At 30.5% G+C, this 26,815-nt stretch carries 25 protein-coding genes, 1 pseudogene and 1 riboswitch; of the genes and pseudogenes, 2 read left to right on the top strand and 24 right to left on the bottom strand.

What is annotated here, in order from left to right:
- The 18 genes from cbiT to CLFE_RS09580 form a co-directional block, all read right to left on the bottom strand.
- A complete protein-coding gene (cbiT, locus tag CLFE_RS09665; protein ID WP_077894966.1) occupies positions 1-564 on the bottom strand; it encodes a precorrin-6Y C5,15-methyltransferase (decarboxylating) subunit CbiT in 564 nt (187 codons plus the stop codon).
- A 1-nt stretch (position 565) separates the two neighbouring features.
- On the bottom strand, positions 566-1,651 hold the full coding sequence (gene cbiD / locus CLFE_RS09660) for a cobalt-precorrin-5B (C(1))-methyltransferase CbiD (protein WP_077894965.1): 1,086 nt from the start codon (positions 1,649-1,651) through the stop codon (positions 566-568).
- 27 nt (positions 1,652-1,678) lie between these two features.
- The gene (locus CLFE_RS09655) at positions 1,679-2,296 is read right to left on the bottom strand and encodes a precorrin-8X methylmutase (RefSeq protein WP_077894964.1); all 618 of its coding nucleotides are present in this window, start codon (positions 2,294-2,296) and stop codon (positions 1,679-1,681) included.
- A gap of 9 nt (positions 2,297-2,305) precedes the next feature.
- On the bottom strand, positions 2,306-3,619 hold the full coding sequence (locus CLFE_RS09650) for a cobyrinic acid a,c-diamide synthase CobB (protein ID WP_077894963.1): 1,314 nt from the start codon (positions 3,617-3,619) through the stop codon (positions 2,306-2,308).
- Positions 3,616-5,103, bottom strand: coding sequence for a cobyric acid synthase (locus tag CLFE_RS09645; RefSeq protein WP_077894962.1), 1,488 nt, complete (start codon positions 5,101-5,103; stop codon positions 3,616-3,618). Before CLFE_RS09645 ends, CLFE_RS09650 begins: the two co-directional genes overlap by 4 nt.
- On the bottom strand, positions 5,104-5,925 hold the full coding sequence (locus CLFE_RS09640; RefSeq protein WP_077894961.1) for a sirohydrochlorin cobaltochelatase: 822 nt from the start codon (positions 5,923-5,925) through the stop codon (positions 5,104-5,106).
- An 18-nt stretch (positions 5,926-5,943) separates the two neighbouring features.
- The gene (cobT, locus tag CLFE_RS09635; protein WP_077894960.1) at positions 5,944-7,002 is read right to left on the bottom strand and encodes a nicotinate-nucleotide--dimethylbenzimidazole phosphoribosyltransferase; all 1,059 of its coding nucleotides are present in this window, start codon (positions 7,000-7,002) and stop codon (positions 5,944-5,946) included.
- Positions 6,977-7,849 carry a GHMP family kinase ATP-binding protein gene (locus CLFE_RS09630; RefSeq protein ID WP_077894959.1) on the bottom strand — a complete coding sequence of 291 codons (873 nt, stop codon included), beginning with the start codon at positions 7,847-7,849 and terminating at the stop codon, positions 6,977-6,979. Before CLFE_RS09630 ends, cobT begins: the two co-directional genes overlap by 26 nt.
- Positions 7,846-8,826 (bottom strand): cobalt-precorrin 5A hydrolase, encoded by a 981-nt coding sequence (cbiG, locus tag CLFE_RS09625; RefSeq protein WP_077894958.1) that lies wholly within the window; start codon positions 8,824-8,826, stop codon positions 7,846-7,848. Before cbiG ends, CLFE_RS09630 begins: the two co-directional genes overlap by 4 nt.
- On the bottom strand, positions 8,823-9,878 hold the full coding sequence (locus CLFE_RS09620) for a pyridoxal phosphate-dependent aminotransferase (protein WP_077894957.1): 1,056 nt from the start codon (positions 9,876-9,878) through the stop codon (positions 8,823-8,825). The genes cbiG and CLFE_RS09620 overlap by 4 nt, the downstream gene beginning before the upstream one ends.
- Positions 9,879-10,712 (bottom strand): energy-coupling factor ABC transporter ATP-binding protein, encoded by an 834-nt coding sequence (locus tag CLFE_RS09615; RefSeq protein ID WP_077894956.1) that lies wholly within the window; start codon positions 10,710-10,712, stop codon positions 9,879-9,881.
- A 243-nt stretch (positions 10,713-10,955) separates the two neighbouring features.
- A complete protein-coding gene (gene cbiQ / locus CLFE_RS09610; RefSeq protein WP_077894955.1) occupies positions 10,956-11,729 on the bottom strand; it encodes a cobalt ECF transporter T component CbiQ in 774 nt (257 codons plus the stop codon).
- Positions 11,730-12,041, bottom strand: coding sequence for a hypothetical protein (locus CLFE_RS09605; RefSeq protein ID WP_077852497.1), 312 nt, complete (start codon positions 12,039-12,041; stop codon positions 11,730-11,732).
- The gene (locus tag CLFE_RS09600; protein ID WP_077894954.1) at positions 12,034-12,714 is read right to left on the bottom strand and encodes an energy-coupling factor ABC transporter permease; all 681 of its coding nucleotides are present in this window, start codon (positions 12,712-12,714) and stop codon (positions 12,034-12,036) included. The genes CLFE_RS09605 and CLFE_RS09600 overlap by 8 nt, the downstream gene beginning before the upstream one ends.
- Before the next feature lie 122 nt (positions 12,715-12,836).
- A riboswitch (cobalamin riboswitch) is annotated at positions 12,837-13,022 on the bottom strand.
- 226 nt (positions 13,023-13,248) lie between these two features.
- Positions 13,249-14,229 (bottom strand): hypothetical protein, encoded by a 981-nt coding sequence (locus CLFE_RS09595; RefSeq protein ID WP_077894953.1) that lies wholly within the window; start codon positions 14,227-14,229, stop codon positions 13,249-13,251.
- Positions 14,230-14,341: 112 nt separating this feature from the next.
- Positions 14,342-14,890, bottom strand: coding sequence for a superoxide dismutase family protein (locus tag CLFE_RS09590; RefSeq protein ID WP_077894952.1), 549 nt, complete (start codon positions 14,888-14,890; stop codon positions 14,342-14,344).
- Positions 14,891-14,995: 105 nt separating this feature from the next.
- Positions 14,996-15,829 carry a polysaccharide deacetylase family protein gene (locus CLFE_RS09585; RefSeq protein WP_077894951.1) on the bottom strand — a complete coding sequence of 278 codons (834 nt, stop codon included), beginning with the start codon at positions 15,827-15,829 and terminating at the stop codon, positions 14,996-14,998.
- A 180-nt stretch (positions 15,830-16,009) separates the two neighbouring features.
- A complete protein-coding gene (locus CLFE_RS09580; protein WP_077835470.1) occupies positions 16,010-16,384 on the bottom strand; it encodes a hypothetical protein in 375 nt (124 codons plus the stop codon).
- Positions 16,385-17,108: 724 nt separating this feature from the next.
- Between CLFE_RS09580 and hydG the strand changes: the two genes are divergently transcribed.
- Positions 17,109-18,527, top strand: a complete 1,419-nt coding sequence (gene hydG / locus CLFE_RS09575; RefSeq protein ID WP_077894950.1) for a [FeFe] hydrogenase H-cluster radical SAM maturase HydG — start codon at positions 17,109-17,111, stop codon at positions 18,525-18,527.
- A gap of 57 nt (positions 18,528-18,584) precedes the next feature.
- Here hydG and CLFE_RS09570 read toward each other — a convergent pair whose 3' ends face one another.
- On the bottom strand, positions 18,585-18,818 hold the full coding sequence (locus tag CLFE_RS09570; RefSeq protein WP_077894949.1) for a hypothetical protein: 234 nt from the start codon (positions 18,816-18,818) through the stop codon (positions 18,585-18,587).
- 439 nt (positions 18,819-19,257) lie between these two features.
- Between CLFE_RS09570 and CLFE_RS09565 the strand changes: the two are divergent.
- Positions 19,258-20,328 (top strand): annotated as a pseudogene (locus tag CLFE_RS09565) (PTS transporter subunit EIIC); the annotation flags it as partial.
- Between the two features lie 674 nt (positions 20,329-21,002).
- On the opposite strand, the gene CLFE_RS09560 reads toward CLFE_RS09565, so the two are convergent.
- The 5 genes from CLFE_RS09560 to rhaB form a co-directional block, all read right to left on the bottom strand.
- Positions 21,003-22,208, bottom strand: a complete 1,206-nt coding sequence (locus tag CLFE_RS09560) for an IS256 family transposase (RefSeq protein WP_250944771.1) — start codon at positions 22,206-22,208, stop codon at positions 21,003-21,005.
- Positions 22,209-22,445: 237 nt separating this feature from the next.
- Positions 22,446-22,928: a YdcF family protein gene (locus CLFE_RS09555; RefSeq protein WP_077895283.1), complete on the bottom strand. Its 483-nt coding sequence runs from the start codon at positions 22,926-22,928 to the stop codon at positions 22,446-22,448.
- 239 nt (positions 22,929-23,167) lie between these two features.
- Positions 23,168-23,986, bottom strand: a complete 819-nt coding sequence (gene rhaD / locus CLFE_RS09550; RefSeq protein WP_077895284.1) for a rhamnulose-1-phosphate aldolase — start codon at positions 23,984-23,986, stop codon at positions 23,168-23,170.
- A 9-nt stretch (positions 23,987-23,995) separates the two neighbouring features.
- Entirely contained in the window at positions 23,996-25,252 is a 1,257-nt protein-coding gene (rhaA, locus tag CLFE_RS09545; RefSeq protein WP_077895285.1) for an L-rhamnose isomerase, read from the bottom strand.
- A gap of 12 nt (positions 25,253-25,264) precedes the next feature.
- Positions 25,265-26,671: a rhamnulokinase gene (rhaB, locus tag CLFE_RS09540; protein WP_077895286.1), complete on the bottom strand. Its 1,407-nt coding sequence runs from the start codon at positions 26,669-26,671 to the stop codon at positions 25,265-25,267.
- Positions 26,672-26,815: the final 144 nt, after the last annotated feature.

Genomic DNA, 26,815 nt, shown 5'->3' with positions numbered 1-26,815 from the left:
TTATACCTCCATTAATTTTCCTGTTACTATGAAAATAGGATTATTTGAAAGCATCATATAACTTTTTCCTTTCATTCTGCTAACTCCTACTTCAATACATTCTGTCTCAAAATTTATTTCTTTTAAAGTCTCTAGTGCTTTATAAAGATTATTTATGGTTATAAAATTTAAAACCATTATTCCATCCTTTTTTAACTTTTTAGCATATATTTTTATTATTTTATCTATACTTCCTTTACTGCCACCAATAAAAATGCCATTAAAGCTTTCCTTTAAATCAAGTTCAGAAGCATCTCTCTCAATAATTTCTAAATTATCCGCTTTAAACTTTTCTTTATTTTGCTTTAGTACTTTAAGTGCCTTATCCTCTTTTTCTATTGCTATAACTCTTCCCTTAGCTGCACATTTACACATCTGTATACTAATAGAACCTGTTCCCGCTCCCACATCTAAAAGAGTATCACCATCACCTATCTCAAGCTTTGCTATACTAAGTATTCTAACCTCTTCCTTAGTCATAGGACAATCACCACGTATAAACTCTTCATCTTTTATATATCTCACTTTAAATCACTCCTCTGGAATCCCACAGTGTTCCTTTATCCATTGAATACAAAACAATCTCTGCCTCTACCCTACCATAAGTGAATTCTTTTATTTTTTCCTTAATTTTTATTCCAAGCCTTCTATATATGTCTTTATACTCTTCACCTATTATTTTAACTGCTCCCTCTGTGGTTTTCTCCTTATATATTCTTTCAACGAAGCCTCTATCAGCTCCCATTAAGGCAAGTTCAAGGGCTAAAACCTCAAGTCTTATTCCGCAAACTCTACTGTGAGTGTTAAAACATCCTGCTGCTATCTTACACATTTTGCCTATATGCCCTACCATTAAAATCTTCTTTATATCCTTCTCCATGCAGCAATTTAATGCAAAATCCACATAGTTAGACATTATAACAAAATTTTCAGAATGAAGTCCTATGGCTTTAGCCTTATCCTCTCCCATATTTCCAAACAAGAATGTAAAATCTCTAATTCCACTTTCAAACTTTTGGTTTATTTCAAGCTTTATAGATTCACGAAGAGCTTCCTCTGACATTGGAACCACAATACCAGTAGTTCCTAAAATTGATATGCCACCTATTATATTAAGTCTTGGATTGAAAGTTTTTTTTGCTATTTCTTCACCCTCTGGAACAAATATTGTTATTAAAACGCCTTTACCCTCTGGCAAAACTTCCTTTACTTCTTTTTCAATCATACGTCTTGGAACAGGATTTATTGCATAGTCACCCTTTCTTATGTAAAGTCCTTCACTTTTTACTATGCCTACTCCAATTCCACCCTTTAATTCATAGCCTTCCTTTTTTTCTTCCGCTCTTGCCCATATTTCAATGCCATGTGTTATATCTGGGTCATCTCCTCCATCTTTAACAATAGAACACTCTACAAATCCATCACCTTTTTTAATATTCTCAATTGGAAGCTTAAGTTCTATTCCCTTAGGTGTATCTATTTTTATAAAGTCTAAATTCTTATCTTCATACAGCATATATGTGGCTGCTTTTGCCGCAGCTGCTGCACAAGAACCAGTAGTATAACCACATCTTAATTTTTTTCCATCACAATTCACATACATTTCAATCATGTTTAAATTTTCCCTTCATAAATTTAATTAAAGCATATACAAAAGTGCATTTACAATAGCTGTAGTAACAGTGCTTCCACCTTTTCTTCCTCTTACCGTAATCATTGGAATATCTATTTTTTCAAAATCCTCTTTAGATTGAGCTGCCCCAACGAAACCAACTGGTGCTGCCACAACAAATTTAGGACATGCTTTTCTTTCCTCTATAAGTTCTTTAAGCTTATAAAGTGCTGTAGGAGCATTTCCAAACAAGAAAATTTCTACTCCTTCACTAGCTGCCTTCTCTATGCCTGCCATAGATCTAGTTATCCCTTTTTCTTTTGCTATTTTTGCTATTTCTTCATCTCGTACATAGGAAACTACCTTACAATTTAAAGCTTCAAGTACTTTCTTGCTTATTCCTGCTGTAATCATATTTGTATCTGCATAAATTGTAATTCCACCTTTTTGAAACAAGCTTAAAGCCGCATCAATAGCCCCTTCTCTTATATAAAGTAAGTCCTTGTATTCAAAATCAGCAGTAGTATGTATAACTCTTTTTACTATCTTAAGTTCTCTTTCTGTAAAGCTATGCTGACCCATTTCACTTTCTATTATTCTAAAACTTTCTTCTTCAATTTTTTTTGGGTTCTTTATATAATCCATATTTCACCTTTACCTTATCAAATATTTTAAAAAATCTAGATTATGAAAAAAATGTACATGTGGATATGCTGCTAAAGTGTTTTTTTTAACATAACCACAGTTCCAAATCTTCTGTTCACCTAAAAAATTATCTTTTATAACTGAATATACCTTCTCCTCTTCTGTTTCCACGAAAGATTTATGAAATTCATGACAATTGATTTGAGCTTCAAGAGGAAGCATTGTATTTTCTTTTTCTATAATTACCTTAGCATACCCAAAGTTTTGAAGTCTTTTAGTCATGTATGCATTTCCCTTAAAAAAGCCTACCATAGGACTCTCCTCTATGTTTTCCATAAGATACATTAAGCCCCCACACTCGGCATAACATTTTAGTCCACTTTCAAGTCTTTCCTTTATACTTAACAACATACTTTTATTCTTACTTAATTCCTCTTTAAAAACTTCTGGATATCCTCCTCCTATGTAAAGAAAGTCCAAATCCTTTGGAAGAATTTTATCTCTTAGAGGGCTGAAATAAGTTACCTCACCTAATTCATTTAAAAGTTCCAAATTTTCTTTGTAATAAAAATTAAATGCCTCGTCCTTTGCCACAGCTATTTTTAGATTTCTATTTTTCAAATGATACTCATCTTGGAATGTAGGCATACTCTTAGTACACTTAAGAATTTCATCTATATCAACATGTTTTTCTAAAAGACTACTGCACTCATGGAGTTTTTCATTGAGAGATGCTACTTCAACACTTTGTACCAATCCTAAATGTCTGCTTTTAAGCTGAAGTTTTTCTTCCTTAGGTAGATATCCAAACACCTTTATTTTTCCTTTAAGATTTTTTTCAATAGCAGCTTTTAGAAGTTTATAGTAGCCTTCAGTTATATTATTTAAAATAACTCCTACTATATTTACATCTGGATCAAAGGCCAATATACCTGATATTTCAGCACACAAGGTTACACTCTGCGCCTTAGGTGTTAGAACTAAAACCACTGGAAGCTTTAAAACTTTACTTAAATGTGCTGTAGAATATTCTGAGGTTATACCACGTCCATCATAAAGTCCCATTACCCCTTCTACTATACCATAATCTCCTTCACCTCTTGAAAAAGAAGCCTTAACACCATTTTTCCCCATCAAAAATAAATCTAAATTTCTTGATGGTTTCTTAGTAACTCTTTCATGAAAAGCCGTATCGATATAATCTGGACCAACCTTAAAGCCTTGAACCTTAAGTCCTCTATTTATGAGTGCTTGCATAAGTCCAAGAGTCACTGTAGTCTTTCCGCCCCCACTGCTATTTGAGGCTACAATTATGCTCTTCATACTTTTTCCTCAATTCCAATGATTTCATATATTTTATTCATATCAAGGCTATCTCTAACAATATCTGCAAGTTTATCTATTTCAGCATTTCTAATATCCTCATATACTACTGATTTTTTTCTCTTAATACCTTTTTTTTCTCTTAAAGAATTAATAATATACTCTCTAAATTCACGCCCATCAAATATTCCATGAATGTACGTTCCCATAACGTTCTTTTCTTCATTTATTGCTCCATCTTCTATTAAAACCTCTTCACCATTTTTATTAATAATTTCTATAAGTGGCTTAACTTTTTCACCAAATTTAGAAACTCCCATGTGTATTTCATAACCATAAACTGGAATTTTAGGATTTATTACATTTCCTTTAACTCTTGTAGTAACTTTACTGTCTAAGAAAGTAGTATCTATATTAAGAAGCCCTATACCTTTCACACTTAAAAACTCAGTTTCCATCTTAAAAGGATCTTCAATTAAATCTCCGAGCATTTGATATCCACCACATATACCAAAAATAAATCCATGATTTTCTGCGTACTCTTTTATTTTTTTCTCTATTCCATTTTCTCTTATATATAGTAGATCACCTATAGTATTCTTACTACCAGGAATGATGAGTAAATCAGGATTACCAAAATTCTCACTTGAAGTTATATACCTTAAAGAAACATCTTCTTCTATTTTTAACGCATCAATATCTGTAAAATTAGATATGTGAGGCAGCTTAATTACTGCTATGTCTATATTAGAATTGACTTCTGTATTAAACTCTACAGCCCCATCCTCATCCTCTAAATTTAAATTAAAATATGGTACAACTCCTAAGCAAGGAATGTTTATTCTTTCTTCAAGCATTGAAAGTCCGGGTTTTAGTATGTCCACGTCTCCCCTAAATTTATTTATTATAGTCCCTTTTATTCTCTTTTTCTCATTTTCCTCTAAAAGCATTACTGTTCCAAAAAGAGAAGCAAAAACTCCTCCTTTGTCTATATCTCCAGCTAAAATTACTGGTGCATCTACAAGCTCTGCCAAACCCATATTTACAATATCATTTTCTCTTAAATTTATTTCAGCAGGACTTCCTGCTCCCTCTATTACAACTATATCAAATTTATTTTCTAACTCTTCAAAATCCTTTTTGAGCATAGGGGCAAATTCTTTTTTCATGCTGTAGTAGTCTTTAGCACTACAATTTTTATAAACCTCACCTTTTACAATAACCTGACAGCTTTTATCTGTTGTAGGCTTTAAAAGTATTGGATTCATATAAACCTCAGGTTCAAGTTTAGACGCATAGGCTTGAAGTACTTGAGCTCTTCCCATTTCTTTACCTTCAAGTGTTATATATGAATTTAAGGACATGTTTTGAGACTTATATGGACAAACAGAATAACCATCCTGCTTAAAAATTCTGCAAAGCGCTGCAACTAATATACTCTTTCCTACAGAAGATGCAGTTCCCTGAATCATTATTTTTGCCATTTACTTTTCCCCCTTTAATTCTCCCTCATACCTCTCTTTTATAGTATCTTTTATATGCTCTATATATATTTGTTGAAACTTTTCAATTTCCCCAAGTCCGTGCATATAAGGCGTTACTTCAAAACCATGCTTTATGAGTACATTTTTAAAGGAATCTTCATCTTCTCCTGCCATATCTATAAGTGCATGATTTCCCGCTACTAACATAAGTGGAATCAAAGTAACCTCCTTACTCGAATAATCTTTAATATATCCTAGTACATCATCAATATTAGGATAGCCTTCTACATTTGCTATAAAGGCATTATGAAATCCTCTATCTCTTAATACAAGTTGAAGACAGGAATAACATGCATTAGAACTATGATTGCTTCCATGTCCCATAAGTATTACTAATTTTTCTTTAGGAATTATATCCTTTATAGAATCTATCATAATAGCATAATCATCCGGGAAATTTTCTGGCATACCTTTATAATATAAAACAGGTCTGCCAAGTTTTATTTTCTTAAATTCCTCCGAATATTTTTCCACTATTCTTTTCACAAATTCGTACTCAGAACCAGGTATAATATGAAGAGGTTGAATAATTATTTCTTCATAACCATCTTGTTTTAATTTTTCTAGCGCGGTATCTGGAGTATCTACAATTATGTTATCTCTCTTTTTTAGAACTTCTATTATTTTGTAAGAAGTGAATGCTCTTCTAATTTCATAATCTTTAAATTCATTCCTAATTTTTTCTTCTATTTTATCTATTGTTAGTTTTCTCGTATTTTCATAAGTTGTACCAAAACTTATTACTAAAATTGCTTTTTTCATAAAAAATCACTCCATATATTATTTTAATGGTTTGTATGGTTCTATCTCAGCTTTTTGAAAGGTTCCCATTTCGACATAAGAAAAAACCGCCATATCTATTAATTGAAAAGCCAACGCTGCACCTGTACCTTCACCTAATCTCATTTTTAAGTTTAACATTGGCTCTAATTTCAGCTCTTCCATAATCCATGTACTTCCCGGTTCTGCTGACCCGTGAGATGGAATTAAAAACTCTCTAACCACAGGATTTATTTTAACTGCTAAAAGTGCCGCAGCTGCTGATATAAAACCATCAATAACTATAGGCAGTCTATATATTGCTGCTCCTAAAAAGCATCCTGCAAGCCCCGCTATATCAAAGCCACCAACTTTTCTTAAAACATCAATAGGATCGTCTTTATCAGGTTTATTTATTTCTATGGACCTTTTTACAATTTCAATTTTATTTTTAAAGGCTTCTTTTGTAAGTCCTGAGCCTATACCAACCATTTTCTCCACATCTGAGCCAGTTAATACTGATGCTACTGCGCTACTGGTTGTGGTATTTCCTATTCCCATTTCTCCTGTTCCAAGTAAATTCACACCTTTATCCTTAAGTTCTTTCACTGTTTCAATTCCTATTGTGAGCCCCTTTAACGCCTCTTCTCTAGTCATTGCAGGTCCTTTTGCCATATTACTTGTACCTTTTCTTATCTTTTTATTTATTACTCCATCTATATCTATGTCTGCATCTACACCTATATCTATAACCTTTATATCTGCACCAACATGCCTTGTAAACACATTTATTCCCGTAAAGCCCTTTGTAAAATTCTCTGTAACTGTGGCTGTAACACTTTTAGGACAAGAACTCACCTTTTCATCTGTAACACCATTATCAGCACACATTATAATAACTGTTTTATTTTTAACTGAAGGAAATTCATCTCCTGTTATACCTCCAAGTCTTTTTACTATATCCTCTAAAGTCCCTAGACTTCCTAGCGGCTTAGTTAAGTTATTTAACCTTTTTTGAATTATGTCCATAGCCTCAGTATTTAATCCATGAATTTTATTTATTAATTCCATAGTATTCATTACTTATCCCCCAATTCATTTCATGTTTTAATAATGTTTCAAGTTTGTATATTTTATAGCCCCTTATATTAAAAACTTTTTCCATTGCTTTTTCTCTTGCCTTTTTACTATCATAAATTATTCCAAGAGCGTCTCCACTATGAGCTCCCAAAATTCCAAGCCCAAAAGTATTATCCTTAAGCCTAAGAATTTCGTCTAAAATTTCATAATTAAGTCTAGCTTTATTTCTAATAATACTTTCAGTTGAAGCTAAAGCAATATCTTCTATATTATTTACCTTAAGAGAAGCCTTTACCTTATCAATCAAATCTCCAACTTCTTCAGCTTTTTTCAATTTTCTCTTATTAAAGCTTATAGTATCAATTATTTTTCTGCCTTCAAAGGCCAAAATGTAAAGCTTAGGATACTCTCCAAGAGCTCTCTTATAAGTACCTTTTTTATAATCAAATACAGTTAATTTATCAAATATTATACTATCTGTAGGCTCTATTTTTATACATTCTTCAATCAATTCTTTTTCATTAAATTGTCTTCCATAAAAGTCCAAAAGCGCATAATATAGAGCACTCAAATCTGCAGTACTGCTAGCAAAGCCCTTTCCTCTTGGAATATTTGAATTCACTATAATATCTAAATCATCTATGTATTCTTCTAATCCCCATCTAGTTAAAATGTTATGTAAAAACTTAATACTTTTAAAATTATTTTGCTGCCTTTTTTCTTTACTTTCAAACAAGGTTACTTCAGTAAATAAGTTAACAGGACATGAAATTAGTATATCCATTCCCTGATTTCTTCCTTGTACTAATTCTCCAAAACTCGCTGGATATCTTGCTCGTGCTTTCATAACTTTTCCTCTAATTTTCCTATGCACAAAGTCATACCATTTATCTTCATCTTAGGGAAAAGTATTTCTCCACCTGAAAGCTTTACTGAAGGTTCACATACAGATTTTACTCCAACATTTTTTTGTACAAATTCGCTGCCTTCATACATATCTTCTACTGTTTTTATATCTTCTTTAGTAAATGTTACAAATTGAGCATTTAGATAATCACTTAGAGAAATAATCGCCTTTTCTTCTGCTTTAACATCTATTGAAGCTACAATTCTAACAGCCCTTTTATCTATATAAAACTCCTTTAATTTTTCTAAAACTATATTTCGCATATTATCTACATCATAATTTTTCCTACATCCTATACCTAAAACAATATTTTTTCGTATAAGCTTTAGTTCATTATTCTTCAAAGTCATCAATTTATTTGTGACATAGACCTTACCCTCTGCATTTAAATCACTTGTGTAGCCTTCTTGTATATCAATCAAATTTTCTTCATCTATAAAAGCAACCTTTTTAGATGCCACTAAAAGAACTGATATGTCTTTCATTTTTTTTAGATTATCTATTATAAGTCCATTCTCTTTTGCAATAATATCTGGAGCTTTTATTTTAAGGTTATCTGTAGCTGTTGTTATTACTGGAGTTGAAGCTAATATTGTTGATACTTTTAAGGTTAAAGCATTTGCTCCACCTATATGACCACTTAAAAGACTTATTGTAAATTTTGAGAGTACATCCACTACAATTACAGCTGGATCTTCAGTTTTACTTTTTATAAAAGGAGCAATAGCTCTAACTGCTATTCCTGTAGATGCCGCAAAAATCAGAGCATCGTATTCCTTCATAAGCCTACCTGTAAGATCCTTTATTTTAAAATTTTCAATATGATTTTTTGAATATATGTCAATTGCCATAGCCTTCTTTAACTTTTCTCCAATTTGGTCTCCATAACTATTTAAACTTATAAGTGCTGTTCTCATATTTTACCTTCCACACCCTTAAGAACTTTTATAAAGCTTTCATTTAACCTATCATCCTTTATAGCAAATCTGACAAAGCTATCATCAAGTCCCTTAAAATTTTCTGCTCGTCTTATTACAAAGCCCTCTTGTAATAAAAGTTCATAAAGCGTTTCCCCTGTTATTTTTTTAAGCTTTATGAGTACAAAATTTGCATGTGGATAAAATACCTTTTCTATAAAACTTATATCATGAAGCTCATTTATAAAATTTCCCCTTGCACTCTTAATCCATAAAAGAGATTCTTCAATATATTTTTTATCACTTAAGCATTTAATTGCTGCTATTTCAGCAAAACAATTTATATTCCAAGGATTTTGTTTTTCCTTTATTTTATTTATGATTTCCTTGTTTTTCGTTATTCCATATCCAAATCTTATTCCAGGCATTGCAAAAAATTTTGTCATAGCTCTTATTATAAACAAACAGTTATATTGTTCTGCTTCCTGTGTAAAACTGAAATTCGTGTTTCCTGTAAATTCAACAAAAGCTTCATCTATAATAATTGTCTTCTTATTTTTCTCCGCAAAATTCAATATGTATTTAAATTTATCTTTATTTATTATTCCACCATTAGGGTTATTTGGATTTCCTATTATAATGGCCTCTACATCTTTAAGTTTAGACATTATATCTTCATAATCAATATCCATATCATTATTTAAATAAGAATATATAATATCTACATTATGTCTTCTAGCATTAATTTCGTATTCTATATAGGATGGAACTACTATTAAAATTCTTTTAAAAAGACTTACTGAGAGTTCAATTATCTCTGAAGCCCCGTTTCCAAGTACTATACCCATATTTTTTATTTTTAGATAATTTTCTATGCTTTTATTTATTTTCCTATAACTCACATCTGGGTATACTTCTAGATTTTTTACTGCCTCATTTATATTACTTAAAAAAGTTTTAGGAACACCTAATGGATTTATATTAGAGCTATAATCTATGAGCTCTTTTCCTTTAAAAACACCTTCTGTGTAAATATCTCCACCGTGAATCATCTAATCCCTCCTAAAATTTTTAATTTCTCCCCTTACAGCACCTAGAGTAAGCGGTAATTTTTCAAACTCAAGATAGCCATCCTTCTGCAAAATTTCACTTAGATGTGCCGCTCTTGGAAGCCTTAAATTTATATTTCTAAGTATATTTTTATTGTTGAATACCTCATTTGTACTTCCACCTAAAATTACTCTTCCTTCATCTAATACATATATTTTGTCTGCTAAAAGCGGTACAATATCCATATCATGTGTGGAAAATATAATTGTGATTCCCATTTCTTTATTTATTTCATTAAGAAGTTTTACAAGCTTTATTGTTCCCCTTGGGTCTAGTGATACTGTAGGTTCATCCAATACTAAAACTTGTGGTCTCATAGATAAAACACTAGCAAGAGCTATTTTCTTTTTTTGCCCTCCACTCAAGTTGTGAGGACTTCTCTTTTCAGTACCTTCCATATCTACAATTTTAAGCGCCCACTTTGTTCTTTCTTCAATTTCTTTTTCCTGAAGTTTCATGTTCATCAAACCATAAGCTATTTCTTGCATTACACTTGAATTAAATAGTTGGTCATCTGAATCTTGAAATACCATTCCAACTGTTTCACGTACTAAGTTCAAATTTTTCTTATTCAAAGTACTAAGCCCATTTATTTCAACTATTCCACAAGATGGAGTTATTATTCCATTAAGCATATTAAACAAGGTGGATTTTCCTGCTCCATTAGGCCCTAAAATAGCTACTCTTTCCCCTTTTTCTATATCTATATTAATGTTATTAAGCGCTTTAAAACCGTCACTATAAATGTAGCTTACATCTTTAATACTTATTTGCATTGTTTTAACCACCTTAAATTTAAATATGGGTACAGCTTATTTCACATCTTATTGACACTAGTTAAGTCAAGTTCAACTTTAAGCTATCTTTGTCCAATTATAGTTGGTGCTTTCTATAATCTGTACAAATATAGCTTTAGTTTCACATTTGATTGACACTAGCTAACTCAAGTTCAACTTTAAGCTATCTTTGTCCAATTATAGTTGGTGCTTTCTATAATCTGTACAAATATAGCTTTAGTTTCACATTTGATTAGCTATAATTTCTATGGCTATAAATGCTATGGCTAATATTATAAAAACTTTATCCTGAAACCTTATCTTTTCACGAAAAAAAGTAAAGTGCGTCGTCTCTGCATTGTAGCCTCTTGAAATCATTGCTTTATATATGGATGTACTCTTATCTAATGATTTAATTAGTACGTAGGCTGCGGTTTTTCCTGAATCTATTAGTCTTTTATAAGGAGAAGCATTTTTGCCCATTCGGCATATTTGAGCTCTATTCATGTTATCTCTTACTTCTTCTATTATAAAAAGATATCTATACATCATATTAGCTATATCTATAATGGTAGTAGGCACTTTTAATATCCTTAAAGTTTCAAGAATTTCTGTCATAGGAGTAGTATAAATAAGTAAATATCCTAGAGTAACTGCTGCAATTACTCTAAGAAAGACTATACTACCAAACTGTAATCCTTCTAAATAAATATTAAGCTTAAATCCAAGGTTTAAGGTATAAATGCAGTGACTTCCATTAGTAAAACTTACATTTACAAAAACAATGACTGCCATTAAAGCTGGCATAGATAATCTATGGATAAGTTTTTTCATATTAATTCCTGCACTAAAAAACAATAATAATGAAAAAATCCAGAAACTTAAAATGACATACCATTTTGAAAGCATTACTACTGTTATTATACCTATAAAGAATATAATAGTTTTCACTCTTCCATCAAACCTATGAACGAAACTTTCTACTTCAGCTGTATTTTTAAATTCCAAAAGACTCATTTAAGCTTTCTCCTGAACATTTTCTTCTTTTGATTTTCCAAATAACTTTTCCCAGTGATGTCCTATAATAATTCCTGCAAAAAAATTAACAACTGAAAAAGCTCCTACTTCTGCATCCCCTGGAAGTTCTATAAATGGATGATGCTTTCCTGATGCCATAGAATTAACCTTATCATCAGTACCAGATGCCTCCATTTTATGCATATCCATATATTTACCAGATATAAAAATAAATATAAGAATTACAAGCATTATTCCTAATAGGGTTTTTGTAAAACTATCTAGCCACTTAACTTGATTTTTACTATTCATCTTTACTCCTCCCTATTATGTTACTCATAGAACTGTTTAAAATATCTGGTCTTCTTTTAAGCATTATCTTTATTATTGCTGCAGTGAAAATTCCTTCTGCAATGGCTAGTGGAATTTGTGTTGGACCGTATCCCATAAAAAATATCATCCACTGCTTGAATATAGATGTATGTCCATGCAAACTTATTGCTAGTTCTAATGCACTTACTAAATATGTGACAATATCTCCAACAAAACCTGCCATTCCAGCTGCTAACCACAAAGGTGCATTAAATTTCTTTAAAAGCTTGAACATAGCATATCCAGATAACCCTCCTGCTATTCCCATTGAAATATTGTTTGCTCCAATAGTTGTTATACCTCCATGTCCCAAAAACAGAGCTTGAAACAGCAGAGCTATTGCTGTTATAACAGTAGTAGCTAAAGGTCCTATTAATATAGCTGCCAGCGGTGTTCCACAGGGATGAGAACAGGATCCTGTCACAGGAACAGGTATATGCATGCAGGATATTACAAAAACCCCCACGCCAACCATTGATAAAAATGGTTTATAGTATAAATTTTTCTCTGATCTTTTCTTTATTTCTCTTACACCTGGAATAACAAATAAAGCTGATGCAGCATACCAGGTTCCCCATGCTGCTGATGATAATATACCGTCTTCTATATGCATATAAAACACTCCCTTTAATTTATGTAAAATAAAAAAAACCCTCAACTAAACGTTAAAAGGTCATATGCATATAGTAATTATATAATTACATTTCATGACTATTCCTCCTATCGCTCGTAGAAAAAATATAATAGAATATGGCAAGTCTCCTGGCTTGAAAATCATAATTTAAGTACGTCTTCCCAGTTTCCCAGTGACCTATTGTACTTAAACTCCTTTCTTACAGTGGCGGGACCGCTCAGGATTTTAACCTGATTCCTTTTTAATCAACTAAAAAATTTAGTTGAACCCACAAATTCTAGCAGTACACTAAAATTTTTATATTCTTTTTCTATTAAATTTTAATATAATCTTAATACTTTATATGCTACCATATAAACCATAGAAATACAATTGTATATAAATAACAAAACAAAAGCTGATATATAATACCAGCCCCTATAATCATTTTAATTAATAACTTTTAAAACCTAAAACATTTTTTAATAACTAATGCTTTATTATTTATGCATAAAAGCTTGTTTGTAATATATTTTATTTCTTACTTATGCTAATTCGTCCAGCAAAGAAACCAATACCAAAACAAACTACTGCTGCAAAAATAAACCCAAATGCCTTCATTGTATCGTATATAACATATTCATAGTACGCTCTAATTATATAAATAACATAGCTAATACTAAAATCAGCTCCACCTTCAAATAGACAAGCTGAAATAATTGCTATGGGAATCTGCATTAAACAAACTATTCCAACTACAAACCTTACTATTAAACTAAAAGCTTTCTCTAAATAATATTTATTAAAAACAGCTATTATAACTGCACTACCAAACATAGGTATTGCTATGTAGTTTTTCTTAGAATTACATATAAGAAATCCATAAATAACTCCTAAAACAAGAGTAACCATAATGGATACTATGACTGCCTTAAGTATGTTATTTTTATTCTCCTTATAATCATTGTCCTCTATTATATTTTCCTCTATTATATTAGGATCAAAATTTTCTTTTCTCTTTATTTCTATTGTTGTTATAAATTTTTTTAAATCTATATCTTCAAAAAACGATAATGATATTTGAAAAGAATATGGGTTAATTCCATATAATTGATTAAAATTATTAAATACTGTTCTCTTCCTCGCCTTGCCTATGTCTTTCTTTAATAAAATAGATACAGCTGTATTATTATTTATCCTATATATTTCTACGCTATAAATTTCATTCCAGTATGCTTTTCTAGTCTTAAATGGCATGGACACTTCTAAATACTGATCTGTCATTTTAATATAGAACTTCTTTAGTAGCCCAGCATATATAAACAAATATCCCATAAATAATCCAATAGCTGCCATGAAAACTCCAAATAAAAATCCAAAAATAAAGCTACTTTGCATGATTAATGTGAAAAATACTGCTGCCATTGCTAACATAAAAATTGTTAAAACTATGTACGTGATTTTACTTTTTAATTTTAAATTTGATTTTTGTAAAAATGGTATGTCGTACTTCATAGTCTTCCTCCTTAAAATATGTAAATCATATTATACTATATTTTCTTTCTAAAACACAACATTAAAAGGAGCCTTACATTATTAATAAGAAGACTCCTTTATAGAATTTCTATTATAATGCTCTAATAACACCACATGCTATTTTTCTACCAGATGCTCCTGCTGGCTGAGTTCTATAATCATCTGGACTTTCATGAATCACCACAGATTTCCCTATAATTTGAGGAACTCTAAACTTGTTTGTAAAAAATGTCATACGGGCATAACCGTTATTCGAAAAAATTACAGGGAAATCTCCCGCATGATTGCCATGTGGTTGATTAGTTGGATTCCAGTGTTCTCCAGTGTTTGGAAATGGTTTAAGCGCTGTTCCTTTTGTGCAATCTCCAATTCCATGTATATGAAAACCATGAGGACCAACCTGAGGTCTTCCACCCATTGCAGGTCTATATGGTGGAAGTCCATTAAGTACAACAGAAACTTCTGTTCCGTTAGCTACAGCTGTAAAAATAACAACTCCCCTAATATTAGGTGCTATTGCTCCTCCTACTATATTAGCTTGTGCTCTCCTTACAGGTCTCATATATAGTTCATCCTCAGACCTGTAATCAAAGTAATAATCATCATTTAGAAATGGACATTTATATTGGTCAAAATACATATGTGCCTCCAATTTAAATATTACACTTTATTCTATGCATTAATTTATTAAGAGTTACTACTTTATTTATAATCAGAAACACTTATTATTTTTCAATAATTTTGTTTACAATGTAGCAAATATATATCCTCTATCTCTTAAATATTGAATTATCTGTGGGAGAACTGCTACTGTAGTTGTTTTAGGAGTAGTATCATGCATTAATAACACAACTGTATCATAATTTGTATATTTTTTTAGATTTGATAAAAGTACTGCTTCCGGTAAATTTTTCCCTCGCGCATCTCCAATTTCATCATTCCAATCTACAAATCTATAGCCTGCTTTAGTAACAGCTTCTCTAGTTGCATTCAAATTATTGCCAAATGATCCTCCTGGAAATCTAGCAAGCCTAGAATCATAATTTTTACCCAATATGTTTTTTAGTACCTCATCACATTTGTTTAAATCCTCTAAAAACTTCTCTGGATTCAACTTGTTGCTTAATATATGACTATATGTGTGATTACCTATAACCTCTCCATTTTTGAATTCTTCTCTTACTAAGTCAGGAAAATTTTCGGCATTACTTCCTATTAAAAAAAAGGTTGCTTTTATATTATTTTGATTTAGTATGTCTATTATTTTAGCAGTATTGGGTGATGGTCCATCATCAAAAGTTAAATATGCAATTTTCTTACCATCTTCTCTTTTAACTGTCCAAGGTGTAAATTGTCCTGGCGTTTCTTCTTTGCGTTCTTTCGCCTTTTTTTCTTCAAGCTTTTTCTTTTCCTTTTTATGTCTTTTAGCTATTTCATTTTGTTTTTCAACTTCTTGCTTTCTCAAATTATTTTTATGCATATTATTTAATAATATAGCAGAAAAAAAGCCAAAAGAAATCAACACTAAACCCAATGTTATAATAATATTTTTCTTTTTTAATCTATTGCCATTTTTCATACGTCAAATCTCCCCCAATAAAACTTTTTGTATACTTACTTCTAATATTAGTTATTCCTTCACAACATATCATTTATGTACATTTTCAATTTACAAGTTGTAGCTTAAAGTGAATTTATAACCAAAAGAAACAGCTTAATTAAAACTAAGCTGTTTCTTCTGTAAATTAGTAATATTTTTTTAGTTTAAATAATGCTTGTCGTCCTCTTCTTTCCCTACAAATATTATCTTTTCACCTTTATAAGCTTTAAGATTTGGTCTATTTAAGCTTGTAATAACATTAGTAACTATAGTAAAGTCAGAATATACTTCTACTGCATAAGATATATTTCTTTTAAAATCTCTTATAACAGCCTTCTCATTATTCTTTAAATATAAAATTTCATTATTCTCTACTTCTAAAAGTGACTCTAATATGTTCCTTTTATCCACTCCTCTTTGTCTACTTCTTTTATGTTGATGTTTCGTAAAATTAACAACCACATCAACTTTTTCTCCCTCATCTTCTATTACAATATGATAATCCTTATAGTCTAAAAAAAGTTTAATTTTCATTTTTTCTTCCCCCTTAATTCAAATCGTTTTGTAAAAAAATTATCTTTGCCTCTTCCCCCCTTAATTTAAAATAAAAAAACTCCACACAGACAAAATTTGTCTACATGAAGTTTGTTAGTATTTTAATATGCTTTATAGCTAAAACTGATTAACTATAAAAATATACCCAAAAAAATTAGTCGCCTGTTAATATAATGCATTTACTACTTACATTGTGTTCTTTAAAAGATTAATACATCATATAGTAATTCGGCAAAAATAAATTGTTTATATTAATGTTATATGTTATTTTTAAATTTTTTCTAGAAATATTATATTAAATTCTACAATAGTAATAAGTATACAGATCTTATCCATGTTGCATATAATTTCACTTTCTATAGTATTGTGATATAATATATCGTATTGGTATAGTATCTGCGATTTAGCACTTCTTGTTACTTCCTAGAACTTACCATGCTTATAAAAAAGTATCGTACTGAATGAATGAGGGTTAGTCCTAAATTAGAAGGCGAGAGAATAGTTATTTTAGTATAGCTTAAACTGTTTATACTTCAGAATATATTTCTTATTTTATTCTAATGTATTTATAGTTTTCTGTTTAGCTTTATTACTATCCTTGTTCCTTTTTAGGTTCAAGGATTTTATTATTATAAACGCTAATTTATATTACTCAAATCATTTTATATCAGTCTATAAACTAAATAAAATTGGAGGTTTTTCAATGTATAATATTAAATCTAAGGTTGCAACTGAATTTATCAATGATGAAGAGATTCTTGATACTCTTGAATATGCTAAAAAAAATAAGAGTAATGCTCCTCTTATCGAAAGCATTATAGAAAAAGCAAAAAACTGTAAGGGTATATCGCACAGAGAAGCTGCAGTACTTTTAGAATGTGACTTAGATAATCAAAACGAAAAAATATATAAGCTTGCAAAGGAAATCAAACAGAAATTTTATGGTAATCGTATTGTAATGTTTGCTCCACTTTACCTTTCAAATTATTGTGTTAATGGCTGTGTATATTGTCCATATCATCATAAGAACAAGCATATAGCAAGAAAACAATTGTCACAAGAAGAAATAAAAAAGGAAACAATTGCACTTCAAGATATGGGTCACAAGCGTTTAGCTTTAGAAGCCGGTGAAGATCCTGTAAAAAATACTATGGAATACTATTTAGACTGTATAAAAACTATATATAGTATAAAACATAAAAATGGTGCAATAAGACGTGTTAACATAAATATCGCTGCCACTACTGTAGAAAACTACAAAAAATTAAAAGAGGCAGGTATTGGAACTTATATACTTTTCCAAGAAACCTATAACAAGAAAAGCTATGAAGAGCTTCATCCTACAGGTCCAAAAAGTAACTATGCATATCATACTGAAGCTATGGACCGTGCTATGGAAGGCGGAATTGATGATGTAGGTATAGGAGTTTTGTTTGGTCTTAATATGTACAAGTATGATCTTGTTGGTTTACTTATGCATGCTGAACACTTAGAAGCTGCTATGGGTGTAGGTCCTCATACTATAAGTGTTCCACGTATACGCCCTGCTGACGATATTGATCCTGAAAATTTCTCAAATGCAATATCAGATGAAATATTTGAAAAAATTGTGGCAATTATTCGTATTTCTGTTCCATATACAGGTATGATTGTATCTACACGTGAATCTAAAAAAACTCGTGAAAGAGTACTTGAACTTGGTATATCACAAATAAGTGGCGGTTCTAGAACAAGTGTTGGTGGTTATGTTGAACCTGAAAAGGAAGATGAAAACTCTTCACAATTTGATGTTAATGATAATCGTACTCTTGATGAAATAGTGGATTGGCTTTTAAAGATGAAGTATATTCCAAGTTTCTGTACTGCTTGCTATCGTGAAGGAAGAACTGGAGACCGCTTTATGAGCCTTGTTAAATCAGGACAAATAGCAAACTGCTGTGGTCCAAATGCATTAATGACGCTTAAAGAATACTTAGAAGATTATGCTTCTTCTGATACAAAAAAAGATGGAGAGGCGCTTATCGCTGAAGATATTGATAAAATACCTAATGAAAAAGTAAGAGAAATAGTAAGAGAACGTCTTACAAAAATTGAAGAAGGAAAAAGAGATTTTAGATTCTAGTTTATTTAAAAATCCAGCCATACCCGGTTGGATTTTTTCTTTATACATTTAATATTTTTATTTTGTTGGATTCAATATAATGCTATGTCCTCCCTCTATTGAATTTCCCTTATAACCCTTTAATTTTAAATATTGAACTTTAGTCGATGTATTTTCTCTAGTAGCCGATTTGTGCTTTGCAGGATATCTCTCAATGGATTTTAATGCTTGCTTTGGATTTTTGTAATACAATGTACTAATAATGCTAAAAATTATTATAGTTAAAATACCAGTAAAAATCGCCTTATTCATATTTATTTCCTTTCATTAAAAATATTACCACAATAATTTTATATCTCTAATAAAAATTTATCAACTCCACAATGATTTATTTTTGATATTGTCTCTCTATTTATTGCACTATTTTTATAATTTAATAAAACAAATGCAAAAAATATAGTATTATGCCACATTTGTAAACGTTACTAATGTGCTTTTTATACACAACGTTACCTTTTAACCATTATATTGACATTTTTCTTTTTAATGCTATAATATTATCTATAAGCGTGCTTGACATGGCAAAAGCTTAAGAAAGGATAGTCTTTTTTGAGCTTTTTTTAGTGCGCCAAATTTGACTTAATAATATTTGCATTAATAAATTTATTTTATCTATATTTTAAGGAGGACTCTAATTTTGAACGAAAAAAACACACTACTAGCATATTGTCAAAAACTCGGAAAATCACTAATGACTCCTATTGCAATTTTACCTGTTGCAGGCTTACTTTTAAGATTGGGACAACCTGATGTTCTTAATATATCTTGGATGTTAGCTGCCGGAATAGCTATCTTTAATAACCTACCAATACTATTTGCTATTGGAATTGCTATAGGTTTTGCTGAAGATAATAACGGTGTGGCTGGACTTTCTGCTGCAGCTGGATATTATATTTTAACAAGTGTTGCTACATCCTTTAATAAAAACATTAATATGGAAATACTTGGTGGTATTATAATAGGTATTTTAGCAGGTGCTCTATATAACAAATTTAAGGACACTAAGCTTCCAGATTATTTAAGCTTTTTTGGTGGAAAACGTGTTGTTCCAATAATAACATCTTTATGTTCTTTAGTTTTAGGTATAATCTCAGGAATCGTTTGGCCTGCTATTCAACATGTTATAAATACTTTTGGTAACTCTGTAGCTCACGCAGGCCCTATTGGATCTTTTATTTACGGATTTTTAAATAGATTATTTATACCAATGGGACTTCATAATGTTTTAAATACATTATTCTGGTTTCAATTCGGAACCTTTAAAACTGCTTCAGGTAAAATAGTTACTGGAGATTTAAACAGATTCTTTGCTTTAGATAAAACAGCCGGAACATATATGACTGGTTTCTTCCCTATAATGATGTTTGCACTTCCAGCAGCATGTTTTGCCATGATTGCAGCTGCTAAAAAGGAAAACAGAAAACAAGTTACAGGAATGCTTCTAGGAATAGCTTTTACAACATTTCTTACAGGTATAACTGAACCAGTTGAATTTCTTTTTATGTTCTTAGCACCAGTATTATATGTTATACATGCTTTCTTAACAGGGCTTTCCATGGCGATAACTTCTGCACTTGGAATACATTCAGGTTTTACATATTCTGCTGGGTTTATAGACTATGCATTAAATTTCGGAATATCAACAAAACCAATACTTCTTATTGTAATTGGTATAATATATGCAGTAATCTATTACGTAATATTCTATTTTGTAATAACTAAATTCAATTTACCAACTCCAGGTAGAATGGATGAATTAGAAGATGACGATGAAGACGAAGAATAAATAAAATTCATATACAATTTTGCAAAAGAAAACCTATGCTTTAACAACAGTTTTAGCATAGGTTTTTAAATTTGGGCTATACTTTAAATCAATGTTTAAAAATGAATATTTAATAGAAAAATGGGTTGTAATCTAGATAGTTAACTCATTCGTATATCAAAATTAAAGATTTGGAAAATAAAGAACCAATGTATATATAGTATGTGTGCTGTTTTGTAAATTATGTTATAATAAGTGTTATTAAAAACTATCTATAATCTAATGAATAATGATATATTCTGGGATAATTCATTAAATTCATTTGAAATTAAAGTGGATGCAAAAACAAGGGAAAGGAATATTCTTATTTTGAGAATTTAGATAGACAATCACACCTATAATTTTTATTAGACTATATTTCAACACTGTATTAAAACATAGCCTAAATTTATTTATGAACAATATACGAAAGCTGTGAAACAACATAATATTAGTGCTTTTTTATTTTGGTGAGCGTGTAAAATTCTTTCTGTAAAATAACTTTCTATGGTAAGTTTTAAAAGACAAGATTGTCAGAAAAGTTACTTTCTATCTTGTTTTAAATATACATTCTAAAAATATGTATGTCAAGAACGCCTTTAAAAACAGGCGTTTTGGGCATATTAAGCTTTTTATTCAGTAAGTCGTCCTTCATACATAATGGATAATTCACCGTACACTTTACCCCAATTTCTTAGTGGCAAACGCCATTTTTTTGTAGCTTCAAAAGTAGCAAGGTATAAAGCTTTTAAAAGTGATGTATCGCTTGGAAATACAGTTCTTTGTCTATTTAATCTACGGTATGTGCTGTTGAGACTTTCGATTGCATTTGTAGTATAAATAACTTTTCTTACATCAGCAGAGAACTTAAAAATAGGGCTAATAGCATCCCAATTTGATTTCCAGCTTTTCATTGAGTTAGGATAATGTTTTTCCCATTTTTCAGTGATTTCTTCTAATTGCTTATATGCAATTTCCTCAGAAGGTGCATGATATATAGTTTTTAAATCTTTTGCAAATTCTTTTTTATCTTTATCAGCAACATACTTTAATGTATTTCTTACTTGATGAACTATACAACGTTGATATTCAGTATTGGGAAAAGCTACTGATATAGATTCCTTTATCCCTGTAAGACCGTCTGCACAAAGGATAAGGATATCTCGAACACCTCTATTTTTTAATTCATTGAGAGCACTAAGCCAATATTTACTGCTTTCATTTTCTCCAATATTTATAGAAAGTACTTCCTTTCTGCCTTCATTATTTATACCAAGAATAATGTAAGCTGCAAGCTTACGTATAACGTTATTTTCCCTTACGGAAAAATGAACTGCATCAATGAAAACAATTGGATATACTGTAGATAAAGGTCTATGTTGCCATGCTTCTATTTCAGGAAGAAGTTTATTGGTTATATTTGAAACCATTCCTTCACTAACTTCAAACCCATATATATCTTCAATTTGTTCTGAAATTTGTCTGGTACTTAATCCTTTAGCATACATAGAAATAATTTTTTCTTCTATACCAGAAATATCTTTCTGGTGTTTTTGTACTATTTTAGGTTCAAAAGAACTTTCTCTATCCTGTGGTACATCTATATTCATCTCACCATATTTGCTTCGAATCCTTTTTTGTTTTTTCCCATTTCTTGAGTTTGTAGTTTCGGCTCGTTCATATGGTTCATAACCTAAATGCTCGTCCATTTCACCTTCAAGCATAGATTGAATAGTTCCACCTAATAGATCTTTTAAAGCTTCCTGAATATCCTCAGCTGACTGAATATCATATTCGTCTATAAGAGCTGATATAATATTTCTTTTTCCTTCATTCATTGGTTTTACCTTATAAATATCTTTTTTTCTTGCCATAATAAAAGGCCTCCTATGATTTTATTTTACCATAGAAAGCCTTGTTATTTTTATTTACAGACTTTTCTTCACACGATCTTTTGAGAATTTAGATAGACAATCACACCTATAATTTTTATTAGACTATATTTCAACACTGTATTAAAACATAGCCTAAATTTATTTATGAACAATATACGAAAGCTGTGAAACAACATAATATTAGTGCTTTTTTATTTTGGTTTTGAGCATTATATAACTTTCCCATATGTACATTGCAGCGATATAAAAACAAGAGAATTCCCCTGGATAGTCAGATTTCTCCATCTCATATTTAATACTGCACTTTAATAAAAAATAATTAGAACGTCTTACATGCCAAGGAGAAGTAACTACCATTGCTGATAACCAATTTCTCTGTTCCATTATCTTTATTGAATTTTTTATATTTTCATATGTGTTTCTTGATTTGCTTTCTTTAATCAAACAACTATTTGGAATACCTAATGATTCTGCAAAATTAGCCATAATATCTGCTTCAATATATTTATTATATACTCCTCCACCTGAACATATAATGTTACTCGCGTATCCCTTATTAAATAATTCAACTGCTTTTATAACTCTTTCCCTCATTATAGGAGAAGGCTTCCCATCCTGTAACGCAGGAAAGCCTAAAATAATTATTACATCAAACATATCCATTTTATCCTATACTCCATTCACTGCGTATAATCTATCTATACATCTTTCGCAATTATTTACTATTGTATATATTATAAACTAATATAGTTATAGCCTGAAGTATATTTTGAATTTATGTGCAAGCATCATCTATTTAAATAAAAATAAAGAGTGCAAAAATTAACATAACTTTGCACTCAAAAATAAACAGTTTTTGCTCCTATTTAGAAGTCATCTTTTTATTCATTATATATTTTTTATTAATAAAGGAATTTTTCAGGAAGCTCAACCTTAAAATCTTTTGCTAGCTCTCTAAAATTGTTAGCTGTTATTGTCTGCCTCTTCCCACCCATGGATAAAACTTTTACTAAAATTTCTGCTGATTTTTCTGCTGTATCCATAAGTCCAAAAGCTAAATCTAAGCTTTCACCAGAAACGAAAGTTCCGTGATGAGCCCAAATTACTACATCAAATTCCTTCATTAAATTGCTTGTCTCTTTAGCTATTGCAGCTCCACCTGGTACCATCCAAGGCACAATTCCAACTCCACTTGGGAATACAACTGGACATTCTGTCGCCATTTCCCATAATTCTCTTGTAAATACTTTGCTATCTAAAGGCAATACAAAAGTTAAAGCTATAATATTTGTAGTATGTGAATGAAGTATAACTCTATTTTTTCCATCTGTTACTTCTTTTTTAACAGAATGGCTCATAAGATGTGATGGAAATTCGCTTGTTGGTCTTGCTTCATTTATAAGTCCCCAAACAATTTTATAATTTTCACCCTTTTCATCTATTTTAGCTATACCAATATTTGCTTCTGGATCTAAAATTACATTTCTTAAAAATTTACCACTTCCTGTAACTAAGAAATATTCATTACTAAGATTAGGAACAGATACACCAATTGGAGTATACTCACTATTTTCATTGATTAGTCCGTTTAACTCTTTTACTTCTTCATCTGTTATTCTATATGAAAAGTTTCCACCATTACGTTCATGCCATCCCTTAAGCCATGCATCTTGAGTAATTCTAATATAATTTTTAACAAAATCTAATTCTTCAACCTTCATATTTAATACCTACTTTCTTTTTGATAATACTTCTTCTTCATATTTTTTTACTTCTCTTAGCCAGTTTTCTTTAACTGGTACGTTGTTTATCTCACAATAGTAATTCCATATATCACCCATTGGGTAAGTTTTGAATTCTTCCATAAGCGCTAATCTTTCAGTGAAGTTTCCTTCATCCTGCAGATCTTTTAACTTTTTATTTGGCATTAACATAGCAAATAATAATGCTTTTATCATGTTCCTTGTTCCTATAGTCCAAGCTGCCACTCTATTAATGCTTGCATCAAAGAAATCTAAGCCTATTATAACCCTATCTAATGCATCATTTCTTACTATTTCCTTAGCAATTTCTTTAAGTTCATCATCAAAGACTATAACGTGATCACTATCCCAACGAACAGGTCTGCTAACATGAAGTGCTACCTTCTCATCAAATAATAACATTGCTGAAATTTTATCTGATACTACTTCTGTTGGATGATAATGTCCTGTATCAAGTAAAGATAATATGTTGTTTTTAGCTGCATAATTTATATAAAATTCGCTTGAACCTACAGTATAAGCTTCAGCTCCCAAACCAAAAACCTTTGATTCTACACAATCCAAATTATATTTCTTATCTATATCTTCCTTTAATATTTCATCTAAAGAATCCTTTAATCTTTGTCTTGGTCCTAATCTATCTGCTGGAATATCTTTATAACCATCTGGAATCCAAATATTTGTTAAACAAGTTTGTCCAAGTTCCTTACCAAAATACTCTCCAATTTTTCTTGAAGCTTTGCAATGTCTTATCCAAAAATCTCTAATTTCTTTATTGGGATTAGAAAGTGTTAAACCATCTGAAGCTTTTGGATGAGAAAATATTGTTGGATTAAAATCTAGTCCAAGTCCTCTTTCTTTTGCCCATTCTACCCAATTTTTAAAGTGTTCTGGTTTTATCTCATCTCTTTCAACAACTTCTCCATTAGTTTCCGCATATATTGCATGTAAATTTACTTTGTGTTTTCCTGGAATTAAGCTAAGTGCCTTATCTAAATCTGACCTTAATTCTTCTGGAGTTCTTGCTTTTCCTGGGTAATTTCCTGTTGCTGCAATACCACCAGAGAGTGCCTCTTTATTTTTTTCAAAACCTGTAACATCATCACCTTGCCAGCAATGTACAGATATTTTTACTTTCTTAAGTTCCTCTAATACTTTGTCTACATCTATTCCCCATTTTGCATATTCACTTTTAGCTGATTCATACTTTTCTTTTATATTCATATCTCTAACCTCCTAATTTCCTGGTTCAAATTTTTTTATATTAAAAGACTCTTTTATAACTTGTCTTGCTTCACTTAAATCTTTAAAAATGCCTAAGCTTATAAGTTGCGCCACTAAATTTCCTATAGCTGTTGCCTCATCTGGCCCTGCTAATATTTCTTTTTCTGTTACCTTTGAAACTATTTCATTCAAAAGTTCATTTTTACATCCACCACCAAAGATATTTATTCTCTTAAATTTCTTTTCAAATATCTCTTCTAGAGAATCCACTGCTTTTTTATAACAATGTGCTAAACTATTGTATACACAAACAGCTATTTCACCAATCTCATTAGGAACTTTCTGCTTAGTTTCCCTACAATAATTTTTAATTTCTTCTATCATATTATCTGGTTTTAGAAATCTATCATCATCAACATCAACAATAGAATTAAAATCCATATACTGTTTTGCTAATACTACTAATTCTGCAAAGGAATATTTATTATCCAAATTCCTTCTAACCTCTTGTATTACCCAAAGTCCCATAATGTTCTTTAAAAATCTGTATCTATAATCTATTCCACCTTCATTTGTGAAATTGTAATCCATTGCCTTAGGAATGCATATTGGAAATCGATTTTCAACTCCTATTAAGGACCAGGTTCCAGAGCTTAAATAAATACTGTCACTATCATTACAAACCGAAGCTATAAATGCTGAACCTGTATCATGGGTTGCTGCAAGTATTACCTCCATATCAAAACCAAATTCTTCTCCTAACTCTTTTCTTAATCCACCTATATTAGTCTTAGGAAGCTTTATCTCTTGGAACATGTCCTTATTTATGCCATATTCCTCTAGTATTTTTTCATCCCAAGTTCTATCAAAAGAATTAACAAGCTGAGTTGTTGAGGCATTCGTGTATTCATTTACCTTTTTTCCCGTAAGTAAAAAATTCAAATAATCCGGTATCATTAAAAAAGTTTTTGCCTTATCTAAAGTCTCTTTATTTTTATTCTTTATTGCAAGTAGTTGATATAACGTATTAAATCTTTGAAATTGAATTCCCGTATACAAATAGAGCATATCCTGAGGAATTTTTTCAAATGCTTTTTCCATCATTCCCTCTGTTCTATCATCTCTATATGCCACTGAGTTTCCAAGCATATCATTATTTTCATCTAATAAGACAAAATCCACTCCCCAAGTATCAATTGCTATACTCTCTGGTATCTTTCCTATTTCTTTGCACTTTTTTATTCCATTTTTTACTTCCTTAAATAAACCTTTGATGTCCCAACAGTATTCGTCTCCTATTTTACTTATTCCATTTTCAAATCTATATATTTCTTCTATTTCAAGCTTTCCATTTTCCATATATCCAAGTATATGTCTACCGCTTGAAGCACCTATATCAACGGCCAAATGGTATTTCATAATAATTTTCACCCCTTGGTTTAATCGATTTCACTTATGCCTAAATTATAGTTCATCCTTTTAGTATTTTTAATATCCAAATAAATTATATTTTTTATCCTTATTTGCACTTTCTCATTTTTATATATTTTAAAATAGCTAAAA

The organism is Clostridium felsineum DSM 794 (assembly GCF_002006355.2).
In the GTDB taxonomy this organism is placed as follows: domain Bacteria; phylum Bacillota; class Clostridia; order Clostridiales; family Clostridiaceae; genus Clostridium_S; species Clostridium_S felsineum.
Note: the sequence above shows the minus strand (reverse complement) of the source record. Positions and strands in the feature narration are given on the sequence as shown.